At 59.7% G+C, this 11,877-nt stretch carries 12 protein-coding genes and 2 pseudogenes; 4 read left to right on the top strand and 10 right to left on the bottom strand.

What is annotated here, in order from left to right; all coding sequences use genetic code 11:
- The 6 genes and pseudogenes from FJ954_RS18835 to FJ954_RS18795 all read right to left on the bottom strand — a co-directional run.
- Positions 1-851 (bottom strand): TAXI family TRAP transporter solute-binding subunit (locus FJ954_RS18835; RefSeq protein ID WP_140662404.1); only part of this gene is annotated, 851 nt, incomplete at its 3' end.
- Positions 852-1,388: 537 nt separating this feature from the next.
- Positions 1,389-2,582: an IS91 family transposase gene (locus FJ954_RS18825; protein ID WP_140662401.1), complete on the bottom strand. Its 1,194-nt coding sequence runs from the start codon at positions 2,580-2,582 to the stop codon at positions 1,389-1,391.
- A gap of 2 nt (positions 2,583-2,584) precedes the next feature.
- Positions 2,585-3,492, bottom strand: a pseudogene (locus FJ954_RS18820) (tyrosine-type recombinase/integrase).
- Between the two features lie 167 nt (positions 3,493-3,659).
- Complete coding sequence (gene terL, locus FJ954_RS18815; RefSeq protein WP_140662400.1) at positions 3,660-4,079, bottom strand: phage terminase large subunit; 420 nt, start codon at positions 4,077-4,079, stop codon at positions 3,660-3,662.
- A 177-nt stretch (positions 4,080-4,256) separates the two neighbouring features.
- Positions 4,257-4,449: pseudogene (locus FJ954_RS32075) on the bottom strand (transposase); the annotation flags it as partial.
- Positions 4,450-4,882: 433 nt separating this feature from the next.
- Entirely contained in the window at positions 4,883-5,506 is a 624-nt protein-coding gene (locus FJ954_RS18795) for a TetR/AcrR family transcriptional regulator (protein WP_140662398.1), read from the bottom strand.
- Positions 5,507-5,591: 85 nt separating this feature from the next.
- On the opposite strand from FJ954_RS18795, the gene FJ954_RS18790 reads away from it, so the two are divergent.
- The 4 genes from FJ954_RS18790 (at position 5,592) to FJ954_RS18775 (ending at position 9,782) form a co-directional block, all read left to right on the top strand.
- The gene (locus tag FJ954_RS18790; RefSeq protein WP_140662397.1) at positions 5,592-6,041 is read left to right on the top strand and encodes a hypothetical protein; all 450 of its coding nucleotides are present in this window, start codon (positions 5,592-5,594) and stop codon (positions 6,039-6,041) included.
- Positions 6,042-6,106: 65 nt separating this feature from the next.
- Positions 6,107-7,060 (top strand): alpha/beta fold hydrolase, encoded by a 954-nt coding sequence (locus tag FJ954_RS18785; RefSeq protein WP_140662395.1) that lies wholly within the window; start codon positions 6,107-6,109, stop codon positions 7,058-7,060.
- 80 nt (positions 7,061-7,140) lie between these two features.
- The gene (locus tag FJ954_RS18780; RefSeq protein WP_140662393.1) at positions 7,141-7,818 is read left to right on the top strand and encodes a GNAT family protein; all 678 of its coding nucleotides are present in this window, start codon (positions 7,141-7,143) and stop codon (positions 7,816-7,818) included.
- Positions 7,819-8,150: 332 nt separating this feature from the next.
- Complete coding sequence (locus tag FJ954_RS18775) at positions 8,151-9,782, top strand: tetratricopeptide repeat protein (RefSeq protein WP_140662391.1); 1,632 nt, start codon at positions 8,151-8,153, stop codon at positions 9,780-9,782.
- Positions 9,783-10,079: 297 nt separating this feature from the next.
- Here FJ954_RS18775 and FJ954_RS18770 read toward each other — a convergent pair whose 3' ends face one another.
- The 4 genes from FJ954_RS18770 to FJ954_RS18755 all read right to left on the bottom strand — a co-directional run bounded on the left by FJ954_RS18770 (position 10,080) and on the right by FJ954_RS18755 (position 11,823).
- Positions 10,080-10,625: an SH3 domain-containing protein gene (locus FJ954_RS18770; protein WP_140662389.1), complete on the bottom strand. Its 546-nt coding sequence runs from the start codon at positions 10,623-10,625 to the stop codon at positions 10,080-10,082.
- Positions 10,626-10,644: 19 nt separating this feature from the next.
- Positions 10,645-10,839 (bottom strand): hypothetical protein, encoded by a 195-nt coding sequence (locus FJ954_RS18765; RefSeq protein WP_140662387.1) that lies wholly within the window; start codon positions 10,837-10,839, stop codon positions 10,645-10,647.
- A 73-nt stretch (positions 10,840-10,912) separates the two neighbouring features.
- Positions 10,913-11,410, bottom strand: a complete 498-nt coding sequence (locus FJ954_RS18760) for an invasion associated locus B family protein (protein WP_140662385.1) — start codon at positions 11,408-11,410, stop codon at positions 10,913-10,915.
- A 170-nt stretch (positions 11,411-11,580) separates the two neighbouring features.
- Entirely contained in the window at positions 11,581-11,823 is a 243-nt protein-coding gene (locus FJ954_RS18755; protein WP_140662383.1) for a hypothetical protein, read from the bottom strand.
- Positions 11,824-11,877: the final 54 nt, after the last annotated feature.

The following is an 11,877-nucleotide window of genomic DNA, read 5'->3' as shown; positions in this document are numbered from 1 at the left end:
CTGTAAAGCGATTTGACGATCTTGTAGACGAGGTCGTCGGTCTGCTTGGCGCTGGTCACCCATTGCGCGGCGACGGAAATGGTCTTGGTTTCGCCGACATTTTTGTAGGTGCCTTCCGGCACGGTGTCCACGGAGAAGAACTTCTGCTCGGAGAGCAGCTTGTCGGCTTCGGGGCCGGTGATCGGTACCAGCGTGATATTGTTGGTGGTGGCAAGCTCAACGATGGCGCCGGTCGGATAGCCGCCGACGAAGAAATAGGCGTCCATGGCGCCATCCTGCAGCCGCTCTCCGGCCGGGCCAGGCTTGAGATATTCGGGCTGCACGTCCTTCTCAGTCAGACCGTAAGCGCCAAGCACAAGTCGCGCATCGACGATGGTTCCGGAGCCCGGCTCGTCAAGGGAGACGCGCTTGCCCTTGAGATCCGCCACCGACTTGATGCCGGCGTCGGCTCGCGCGACCAAATGGATCGTCTCGGGATAGAGCGTCGCGATTAGGCGCAGGTCGTCAACCTTGGGCTTGCCCTCATAGAGGCCGGTGCCCGAATGCGCCCAGTAGGCGACGTCGGATTGCGTGAAGCCCGATTCGGACGCGCCCGACTGGATGGCGCTGATGTTGGCTACCGAACCGTTTGAGGACGTAGCGGTTGCGACCAGGCCTTCGACGCCGGCTGGCCCAGTTGCCGAGATGGCGTTGGCGATCAGGCCGCCCACCGGATAGTAGGTGCCGGACGTTCCGCCTGTGCCGATGCGAAAAAATGCCTGCTGCGCGCGTGCCGGCGAAAATCCGGCCGCAACCAGCGCCAGAGCGCTCGCGCCTATGGAAAAGGTGCGGCGGTTGATCGAAATAGTCATGCTACCTCCCAGTCTAAAGACCGGCAGGATGTTGCAGCGGCCAAGGTGTTGTCAACCTGTACGCGCTTTTTGAGAGCGGATCGGTCCTCGCCGGCTGAGGCTGCCGGCTGTTGCTGGCCGTGGCGCATCCTCAATAGGTGCAAATTTTGAAGAAGCACCAAAATTCGATCTGAAGCTTCATCATTGGTTGAACGGCAGTAGTTCGCATCCTTGCGCCAAAAAGCTGCCTGTCTGAATTCGTGAAGAGTTTCGGGCGCCTGCGGGCGTACGAAAGTCCCCGAGGAAGGAACCCGCGTGCCACAGGCGAAGGCTATGGAGATTTCGATCTGCTGCTGATGTCGGCGATGGCTGGGGCGTCGCCCGGAGGCACCGAGTTGGATGCGGGCAGGCCGCTTCGTGGCGCCTCCGCGCGATGTTGCCGGGACAGTGGGCGGCTGGGCGCGGTCCTGTCGGCGTCAGCAATTATCATGGATACGCGCGGACCCGTTGCCGAAGGCTGAGTGCCTGCAGCTGAAGGCTGAACCATTCCATGCCGGGTCATGGCGTGCTGCTCCCGGTCCATGGGGAACCGTGTGGCGGTCCGCGCGGCTGCCTCCACCGTTCGAACACCTCGATGATGATCATGCGTCCGCCGCAGCAGGGGCATGGCGGCCGGACATCAGGCGGCTCTTGCGAGGTGTCGTTCTCGGACGGCGCAGCGACGTTCAGCAGCTCGCGGGCGCGTGCGAGGCTGCCTTTGCGGGAGCCGCCAGCAAGCAGCCCGTAATGCCGGATGCGATGGAAGCCGTGCGGCAGGACATGGAGCAGGAAGCGTCGGATGAACTCATCAATCGCGAGCGTCATGACCTGCTGCCGGTCGGCGCCGTCGCGGCGGTAGTCCTTGTAGCGGAAGGTGACGCCGGTCTCGTCGAAGGCGATCAGGCGGCGGTTCGAGATCGCGACCCGGTGGGTATAGCGCGACAGATAGGCGAGCACCGCCTCCGGCCCGGCGAAGGGCGGCTTGGCGTAGACCACCCATCGCTTCTCCCGGACGGGGGCAAGGTGGTGCAGGAATGCCCGCCGCTCGGTGAGATGAGCAAGGGTGCCGAAGAAGCTGAGCCGTCCGGCGTCGTGCAGAGCGACCAGCCGGGTGAGGAAGAGCCGGCGGAACAGCTTGCCGAGAACCCTCACCGGGAGCAGGAAGCCCGGACGCGACGATATCCACCGGCTTCCGTCCGGCGCGATGCCGCCGCCCGACACGATCATGTGCAGGTGCGGATGGTGGGTCATCGCCGATCCCCAGGTGTGGAGCACGGCGGTGATGCCGATGCGGGCGCCGAGGTGCTTCGGATCGGCGGCGATGGTGAGCATCGTCTCCGACGCAGCCTTGAACAGAAGATCGTAGACGAGCGCCTTGTTCTGGAAGGCGATGTCGGCGACCTCAGCGGGCAGCGTGAACACGACGTGGAAGTAGCCGACCGGCAAAAGGTCGGCCTCGCGCTCGGCAAGCCATGTCCGCGCGGCCGCGCCCTGGCACTTCGGGCAGTGACGGTTGCGGCAGGAGTTGTAGGCGATGCGCCACTGGCCGCAGTCCTCGCAGACCTCCACGTGACCGCCAAGGGCCGCGGTGCGGCAGTGCTCGATCGCCGACATGACCTTGAGCTGCTGCAGTGTCAGATGCCCTGCATGGGCGGCCCGGTAGGCGGGCCCGGCAGTGCGGAAGATGTCGGCGACCTCGATCGAGGCGCGCACGCTCAGCCGTCGGGCGAGATCTCTGCCGGCCTGAACAGGCCAAGCTTGTCGAGCGGGCTCGTGACCGTGCGCACCGTTCGGGTCGCGACCTTGGCGTAGAGTGCGGTGTTGTTGAGCTTGGCGTGCCCCAGCAGGACCTGGATGATGCGGATGTCGGTGCCGTCCTCCAACAGGTGGGTGGCGAAGCTGTGGCGCAGCGTGTGCGGCCCAACCCGCTTGGCGATGTCGGCGGCCTGGGCCGCCTCGACGACGATGCGATAGAGCTGCCGCGTGCTGATCGGCTTCATCTCATGCTGGCCCGGGAACAACCAGCCGTCACGATGCATCACGCCCTGCTGACGTCCGACCTTCCACCACTCACGCAGGAGAGCGAGCAGATCCTCCGAGAGCATGGCATTGCGATAGCGCCCACCCTTGCCACGCTCGACACGCAGCAGCATGCGCTCGCTGTCGACGTCGGTGACCTTCAGCATCGACACCTCGGCGACACGCAGGCCCGCGCCATAGGCAACAACAATGCGGCCTGGTGCTTGAGGCAGGTGGTGGCGTTGAGCAGCCGGGCCACCTCGTCGCGGCTTAGCACCACAGGCAGGTTGCGCGGATGTGCCAACCGCACGAGCCTGCGCGCCAGGTCCGGGCGGTCGAGCGTGTGAGTGAAGAAGAAGCGCAACGCCGACACGATGCTGTTCATGGTCGGCACGGGGACGCAGTCCTCCTGCTGCTCGATCTGGAACCGGCGCAGGTCGTCGGCTGTCGCCGTGTCTGGTGGACGCCCGAGGAATGTCGCCAGGCGTCCGATGTCGCGAAGGTAGTTGCGCTGCGTCTCGCGTGAGAAACGCCGCATGTTCATGTCGTCGATCAACCGCTGGCGCAGCGGGCTGATCGGTGCATCGAGAACTGAGTGCTGCACGTCGGGCTCCTTGTTGAAGAAGCCCGTCATGCTCTGCCGCTACTGGGTGACGCTCAATGCAGGCGCGACGTCCGGCATGCGCTCTCTAACCTCAACCGTAGGCGCCCTCCCGCGCAGCGGGTTCGTTCCACGGCCCAATTCCAGACCTTCGTTTGGTGCGCGACTGTTCAACGGGCTTGTCGCCCTTCATCCAAGATCAGAGCTCGGGACATGGAGGCGACCTGATCGTCGTGCTTACGACCGGGGAACGCTAGAATTTCCAGGAAATCGTGCTCCCAATGTGCCTCCTTCGGCAGGTGAACGTTGCCGTTCTCCATCATAGCCGAGACACGGGATAGACGGCTCTCCTTGCCCATCCGAGATTTGACGGGCGTGGTCGAAAGACCTTGATGGTCGAGGTCGGCTATCAAGCTCGTCCCCGATCCGACGTCCTCAATCAGGACGATATCCGGATCGTGATCGTCGATCGATCTTTTCACCGTCTGGATCAGTTGCGGGTAGGCGGCGCGAGTACGAACGAGATCGAGCAAGTAGTAGTGTTGTCGCCCGCCTTTGAGGGCCGTATCCCAGTTTTGCACGATCGTCATTGAACGACGGTTGAGCTGCCCTGGATCGTACTATCGAAACCACGAGCGCTTGACGAGGTCATCGGGCGGAGCGGGGGGCCCCGGTATAGGGCTGAGAAGGTGAGCGATCCGAGGTCCCGCTTCAGCCTTTCGAGTTCCGCCATTCCCAAGCGCGTCGAGTGAAGAGGGTCTCCGAGCTTCTCGCGCAGCGACAATCGGGCGGCACCTTTCCTGGCGCGCCGGCACGACGTCCGCCCGCGGCTGGCCGTGGAGTTCGTCTTCGACGCGGTAGAGTTCTGGGATGCGCCTGAGCGCCTCGCTCGCGATTCGGCGCTGGGCCGGCTGCGGCAAGTTCGTAGAAGCGCCGGCGCACGTTTGCCCAGCAGAAGGCTTTCCCGGCCTGGCGCTGGTGGTGCAGGAGACGTTTTAAAGCGTGATCCGCACGGTCATCTATTCGTCTTCTACGGCCGTCGCGGCGTTCTGATCAAGGTTCTGTGGCACGACCGCCACAGATCGCGATCACTCCCGAACAGTGAACTTGTCCAGCGCGCCGACCGCCTTGCTATATTCACCCGGCCTATTTCCCCCTCCGGATCATATGTTGGCTACGGAATGCCCGAGTAGTTGTCCATTCGCCCGTCCTTATCGATCGAGCAGCATCGACCACTCCAATCCGACAATTTCGCAGGCTCTCAAACCGGCCTTAAGGCAGAGCAGAAGTGATCACCTTGTCTCGGGTCGGGTTCACGGATTGGCTGAGATCAGCTTTGAGGATGCTTCGTCCAAGTCTCAACGCCGTTACCGTCACAGCGCAGTGGCTGCGACTATTGCAGATATCCGACCACGAGACGAGTGGCCTCGTCGGTGAGCGTTCCGATGGTTTTGTCAGAAAGCTTCCCATCGCTATGCAAGACGGCATTATGGGCTAGCGCCTCGATCGAGGTCACACATACAAAAGCGGCAAGTGCCCGGTCTGCCGCGCGTAACTCGTCTCTGTGACTTTCGAGATAGGCCTTGAACATGGCGTGGGCTTCACGATTGAAGGTTTCCACATTTTCGAGGCGCCCCGTACGGGGTATCTGCTCGGCAAGGACACGGTGCAGCTTGGGGTCGATGCGATGCGCCTCGATCGCAACTGCGACAAGCCGGCGCACAGCTTTTTCAACCGGCTGTGACGCGATCTCCGCGAACGCCGCCCTGACAACCTGCATGATTTCTTGATTGTGGCGATCGATGACGGCGGCGACGAGCGCCTCTTTGCCAGGATAGTATTGGTAAAGCGAGCCAACGCTCACGCCCGCTTCAACGGCAATACGGTTGGTGCTGGCCTTGTCAAAGCCTTCTCTGATCAAAATGCGAGCGGTCGCTTCTACAAGCGCATCGACCGTCGCGCGGGACCTCTCCTGAGACGCGCCCTTCCTTGGATTCATAAGCGGCTTAGGCGCCATGTTTCTCCCGTCCTAATGCGAGTAGACAATTGTGAGCCATCGCTCGCATTATGTCCACCATTCTTGTGAACGAGCGGACGAATGAATGCTTTATGGAGCTGTTTTGGGAATTCATCTCTATGCCATGTGCACTGCTTTGCTCCTGTTCGTGGCGGCAGAGTTTCTGCTCCTTGCGGCAAGACGAGGCTACCGAAGACCGGCAAGAATGGCCTTCTTGGCCAGTCGCTTGGCGGGACCTCTGACCGGCGCTGGCGTCCTCGCCGGTATCGTCCTTGTGGTTCTTGGCGGCTGGTCCCTGTTGACGCCGTGGTTGGTGGCGTCCATCGCGCTTATCGGCGCTCTAATGGCCGTTGAGCACACATTCGTTCGTCCATGGGCGATGCGAGGCCAAATGGGGCATCGCGGCTCGGCAGTGGACGTCAAGGCATTGGCCGCCGACAGCCGTGCTATGGCTGGACGATTAGCCGTCATAGCGCTTTTTGCGCTCATCATCGCTTTGATGGTCGCTAAACCTGAATTGAACGGGTTCGCATAGTCTTGGACTCTGAGGCTCGTCGGCACGCCCCAGCGAACGAAATATATTCGAAAGCGAGTTTAAAAATGGCAACCTTGGTTCGCGGCAATGAAAGAACGCTGCAACGGCTTACTTCGGGCACAGACTGTCCAAGCTTGCAGAGCCGCATCCTCGTTGGGTTGCTGAGGTTGTTTCGTGTCAAGAAGCGGATGGCATCCGCTGGTGCCGTGCAACAGCGCGTGCGCCGATTAGCATTGCGGCCGGCTCTCTTCGGACCAACAGGACTGGGGCGCGGCGTCGAGGTGACGAGAAAGGACGTGGCTGGATGGCCAATCTATCACACAGCGCCCGCCGCACATTGTGAAGGTTGCAACATCGTGGTCTTCCTGCACGGCGGCGGCTATATCAATGAGATCGTTCGCGCCCACTGGCGCATTGTCGGCTACTTGACCCGAACTGCCGAGGTACGCTGTATCGTTCCTATTTATCCATTGGCACCCCATAACACCGCAGAAGAGGTAGTGCCGGCCATGGGCGAACTGTTGCGTAAAATCCTGCAAGATGCGGGGGCGGTGAAGGTGACAGTGGTCGGCAATTCGGCCGGAGCTGCGTTGGGATTGGCAGCGGCCCAGTGGCTGCGAGATCGTGGACACACACAACCGAGCCGACTTGTGTTGATCTCGCCTGGCGGGGATTTTTCCGTCAGCCGGCCGGAGCAGGTGCCGATTGCTGCGCGGGATCCTGTCAATGATATACCTGGCGTACGCGAAGTCGGGCGCCTCTTTGCCGGAGACCTTCATATCGCCCATCCATATGTCAGTCCATTGAATGGCGATTTCCGTGGACTGGCGCCGATAATCATCTTTTCCGGGACGCTCGACCTGTTTTATCCTGATTGCGTCGACATGGCCACCAAGGCATGGGCGGCAGGAGTGACGGTCGAACTTCATCTTAAACAGGGCCAGCCGCACAATTATCCTGGGATGCCAACGCCGGAAGGCCGGGAAGCGCGGACCAGGATCTTGCGGGCAGTGGCCTGAGGATGAAGCTCATTCCACGGCTTTGTATTCTGACACAGGCGTTGGAGGAGCTCGTTCGTCCAAGAGCATAGGTTTTCTGTATGACGTCATCGCTGGGCACTCGGATTTCCCAAGAAAGCTGGCCCTTTCCAATAAAGGATCGGCGTGCCGGTAACTATGTCGATTTGCTGCCTTTGAGCGCGAATGACGCTGACGCTCTCTGGCCGGCTGTCGTTGCAGCCCCTGAGAGTTTTACCTATCTGCGATACGGACCATTTGCAGAAATCAAAAGCCTTCAAATATTTCTTAAGGAGGTCAGCGCTCGTACGCACCAACCATTTTGGATAGTGGAGCCAAAAGGGCAAGCGCCGCAGGGATGGCTTTCAATTTGCGACGTGGATCAAAAGGATAGCAGCATCGAAATCGGCAGTATCTGGTTCTCCCCGTCGTTGCAGGGGACACGCGCGGCGCGGGAAGCTATTTTTCTGCTGATGTGTCATGCGATGGATGAGTTGTGTTATCAACGTCTTGTCTGGAGATGTCAGTCGCAAAATCAGAAATCGTTCAAGGCTGCCAAGAATCTAGGATTTACCTACGAAGGAACATGGCGACGCGCGGCAATCGTTGACGGGTGGCAGCGTGACGTGGCTTGGTTTTCCATCTTAAAAGAAGAGTGGCCCTGTCGTCGGGCCACAATAAGTCGATGGTTGATGAGCGAAAACTTCGACGCCGCGGGCAATCAGATGGCGCGGCTCGCGGAGCTGGATTGCGGCATGTAATCGATCCTTCTCAGTGAAAGCCTCGTTCCCTTTCCCCTTACGGAAGCGGACCTTCGGCTTCCGGCCCCGCCGCACTCAGCTTCATCTCGTTTCCGATTCTCGGAGCCACCGAATGAACAGGTCAAGAATTCGCTGACGTCGTCCATCGAGGGGACATCGTTTTCGGCCCGGTACGAAATCGGAGTCGGGGCTGGGAAAGGCGAACGATATCGCGGCTGTTGAGGAAGATGGCACGGTGAGATCAAGCGGTCAGCCTTCTGTCGAACTCCCTTCCTTCCCGGGTTTGATGTAGTTTGGGCCGGTAGTCGCCGTCAGCCATGGAGTTGGATACGATGACGTATTTCGATCTAGGCACCTTCTCCCGCCGGCTGGACAACACGCCTTCCGAGGCGCAGATGTGGTTCGACCGGGGGCTGATCTGGCAATACGGATTTAACCACGAAGAGGCCATTGCCTGTTACCAGCGTGTGCTCGAAGTGGCGCCTACAAACGTCATGGCGCGGTGGGGAATTGCCCACTGTCTAGGTCCAAACTACAACAAGCTATGGACCTCCTTCGGGCCTGAAGAGCGTATTGTCGCTTTGGCGCGGGCGCATGTATTGTTGGCGGAGGCGTGCGATCTGCCTGCAATCGAAGTCGAGCGCGCATTGCTTGATGCGCTGACGTCGCGGTTCCCTACTGACCCTGAGATTACGGATTATGGCCCTTGGAATGACGATTTCGCTGCAGCGATGCGCACAGTATACGAGAGGTTCCCTGACGATCTGGATGTGACCGCGATCTTTGTCGAGGCGCTGATCAACCGCACGCCTTGGGCGCTGTGGGATACTCGTACCGGGCAGCCTGCGGCTGGCACCTCGACGGAGGAAGCGCACGCGGCTCTGGACCGCGCCTTCACGACCCAGCCAGCAGCCTGGGGACATCCGGGGTTGTTGCATTTCTACATTCATCTAATGGAGATGTCGTCGACGCCGGAAAAAGCCTGGCCGCATGCAGATCGGTTGGTGCGCCTCGTGCCAGACTCTGGGCATCTTGTGCATATGGCGACGCATATCGACGTGCTTTGCGGCGACTACCACAAAGTCGTGATGCGCAACCGGCAGGCGGCTCAGGTGGATCGTTCATATTTCGCTCATGCAGGCGGTAAGAACTTTTACACGGTCTACCGGATCCACAACCTTCACTTTCAAATCTACGGGGCCATGTTTCTTGGTCGCCCTTCGGATGCCTTCGAGGCCGCGAGGGCACTGGCGGAAAATCTGCCAGAGCCGGTGGTGCGTTACATGCCAGAGATGTTTGAAGCCTTCGCGCCGATGAAGTTGCACGTACTTATCCGCTTTGGCCGCTGGTCCTGCATCCTGGAGGAGGCCTTCCCTGACGACGCAGAGCTCTACTCGTTCAGCACCGTCCTGTTGCATTATGCCCGGACCGTGGCACTGGCCAATCTCGGTAGAATCCCCCAGGCAGAGGAAAGCGCCAGCCTTTTCGCGGCCGCGCGCGACGCAGTGCAACCCGAGCGCATGCTGTTCAACAACCCATGCGCTGATATCCTCGAGGTTGCCGAAGCCATGATGCTGGGGGAGTTGTATTACAAGTCCGGCCGCCTCCATGAAGGCCTGGACTTCCTGCGGCGTGCGGTCGATCTCGACGACAATTTGCTCTATGACGAGCCATGGGGTTGGATGCAGCCGACGCGACACGCGCTTGGCGCATTGCTGATGGATGCCGAACGATATGGCGAAGCTGAGGCTGTCTATCGCGCCGACCTTGGGCTTGATGCGACGTTGCCGCGGCCTTGCCAACACCCACGCAACGTCTGGAGCCTTCACGGCCTGCTTGAATGCCTTAGCCGACGGAGTGACGCGGTCGAAATCAGCGACGTCCGACAGCAGTTCGATCAGGCACTTGCGCATGCAGAAGTGCCGATCATGGCATCATGTGCCTGTCGGAGTGCACCGCGATAAGTGGCAAGGTTCCGCTCGCTACGTTGCAACGTCCTCAGCGCCAAAAGAGCCAGCATCGAGTCGCACGCATCCATGGCGCGAAGCCGGGCAGATGGCCCATCCGCAGGCTGAACTCCTGTCGTAGCCGCCCATACGATGGATGCGCGTGATGCATCGAACTGATAGCTTCGAGCAATTGTGAGGACGTGGGGTGTCTGGATTCACAGTGGGCACCTGATGACGCTTACACCGGAGGGGAGGACATAGATCAGCCGAAAAGTGAATGAACGTCCGTCAACGATTTTCCGGCCTCGTCATTCAGAACACTTCGCCGGGATAAGCCCCCCACAAGTCGAACTGTTTGATGAAGCCTGACATCGAACTCAGCGCGACGCTGCACCATTGACCATCGCATCCCCTGAGTTTGACTTCAACGGCAGGTTCCAGCCAGGAGATAACCGGGCCATCGAATTTAGCCTTTTTGCGCAGAGCAACGTTACCTTTGCTCCAAGGAGCGATCACGGCCGTTCTGCGTCCAGACAGAAGCGGGGCATAGATCCATCCGCTGGCCCCGCTCCAATCCCGTACCCGCCGCCAGTTACCAAATTGCTGGTAAATCTCAAGGGGAATGCCCGGGCGCATGTAGACCCATTCAACGCTGTAATCGACACCAGGGCCGATCCGCAGGTTCGCGGGTGAACTTTTCAACGAGACGAAGCGGGGTATAAGAACGCTAGTGGTCTCGGCCCGCAATCCTGTCGTCGGTGCAGATGCGGCTACCAACCCAACCGTGAGAGCAGATCGAATGAGCGCCCACGCTTTAAAAACCTTGACGCCGCGTTCGGTTTCGAAAAAGTATTGCATGCGGCGCGGCGGGACCACTTCACACCATAGTTTTTGTTAAAGAGGTCTGCACAATGGCGTCGACCCCTGGCATCAAATCAGAAGCACGTGAGCTAATAAGCGGATCGGGCGGACCGAGCTGAAAGCCTCTTGGTGCCAGCAAGAGCAGGACGACAGCAATCGCTATCAGGAGGATAACGATAGCGGTATTGAAGAACTCTCTCATCTTCTTCATCCAAGGATTCACGCGCCTGTGTGGTTTTTTCCAAGTCAGTTGGGCGGCTTTGGAGCGCGTCGCCAGACTTCGCTCAACGAGCTGATTTGCAAATCTTGCTCGCTTTCAAGGCGGCGGTGAGCCCCATCAGCGAATAGGCGTACTGGGTTTGTGTACCTCTCCAGGACGTGGCCAACAGCTTCATTTTGCTGGCTGCCCGCATGGCATTGACCATCGATCGATCCTCTTCGGCGCTCGCCAACCAAGCCTTGTTGTCTTGAGTAAACATTGAGAAGTGCTCGTCTGCGATCACCACATCGATGTCCGACCCCGGCTTAAGGCGATACCCCATGACGGCTTCGGGCTGGTCATCCTTCGGCGCTCGCGAGATCATGACAAAGTTCTCGCCATGATCGACATCCGCAGGAAGTTCGGAAACAGGGACACTCAGGACATAGCACCATGTTGTGTCTGAACGATATGAATAGACGCCCCATGCACCGTACTGAGAGAGAAGTTTTGGGCCAGCTTGCACCCAAGTGATAGAAAGTAGCAAAGATGCAATGCTTGTCACAACTGCTTTGATGGTCATCATATCCTTTCCAGATTTCAGAGCGCAGCAAACGTGGTCAAGGTGGTTTCCGTATCACTGAGGTTTTAGGATGGGTTTCTCAATGGGAGCTTTGGAAGTTCTGACCACCATCAAGACGGCCGTGCTTTGGCCTCATCGAGCTGCCTCCAGTCGGGCGTTGGACTTTGCCTTCAGTAGTCCCGGATCGCAACAAGCCGGTCCCCTTTGACGGTGGCGATAACGAGATGTGTGGCCCACGGATAGTACCGTGGCAAAGCCGACGCCTGCTCAGTCAGTGTTGCGCCATCGAGGCCGCACAATTCGCCGCCGAGTAGTCGAGCACGATCGCCTTTGCCGTCCAACATGGCTATGTAGTCTCCGTCGTACGGGTAACCGATGAGCGCGATCTCCTCATAGTCTTCTAGCTTCCGCATACTCGTCTCGTGTGCCGTCCGCCGCATCCGTGGTCAGCGGGGCCGTGTCTCCGC

Source organism: Mesorhizobium sp. B2-3-15 (genome assembly GCF_006442875.1).
GTDB lineage: Bacteria > Pseudomonadota > Alphaproteobacteria > Rhizobiales > Rhizobiaceae > Mesorhizobium > Mesorhizobium australicum.
The sequence above is the reverse complement of the archived record's forward strand: the minus strand, read 5'-3'. Positions and strand labels throughout refer to the sequence as shown.

Bases quoted from the DNA above. Each gene is read 5' to 3' on its own strand.
- terL (WP_140662400.1), bottom strand. From the start codon at position 4,079: ATGACGATCGTGCAAAACTGGGATACGGCCCTCAAAGGCGGGCGACAA.
- FJ954_RS18795 (WP_140662398.1), bottom strand. From the start codon at position 5,506: ATGGCGCCTAAGCCGCTTATGAATCCAAGGAAGGGCGCGTCTCAGGAG.
- FJ954_RS18790 (WP_140662397.1), top strand. From the start codon at position 5,592: ATGCTTTATGGAGCTGTTTTGGGAATTCATCTCTATGCCATGTGCACT.
- FJ954_RS18785 (WP_140662395.1), top strand. From the start codon at position 6,107: ATGGCAACCTTGGTTCGCGGCAATGAAAGAACGCTGCAACGGCTTACT.
- FJ954_RS18780 (WP_140662393.1), top strand. From the start codon at position 7,141: ATGACGTCATCGCTGGGCACTCGGATTTCCCAAGAAAGCTGGCCCTTT.
- FJ954_RS18775 (WP_140662391.1), top strand. From the start codon at position 8,151: ATGACGTATTTCGATCTAGGCACCTTCTCCCGCCGGCTGGACAACACG.
- FJ954_RS18770 (WP_140662389.1), bottom strand. From the start codon at position 10,625: ATGCAATACTTTTTCGAAACCGAACGCGGCGTCAAGGTTTTTAAAGCG.
- FJ954_RS18765 (WP_140662387.1), bottom strand. From the start codon at position 10,839: ATGAAGAAGATGAGAGAGTTCTTCAATACCGCTATCGTTATCCTCCTG.
- FJ954_RS18760 (WP_140662385.1), bottom strand. From the start codon at position 11,410: ATGACCATCAAAGCAGTTGTGACAAGCATTGCATCTTTGCTACTTTCT.
- FJ954_RS18755 (WP_140662383.1), bottom strand. From the start codon at position 11,823: ATGCGGAAGCTAGAAGACTATGAGGAGATCGCGCTCATCGGTTACCCG.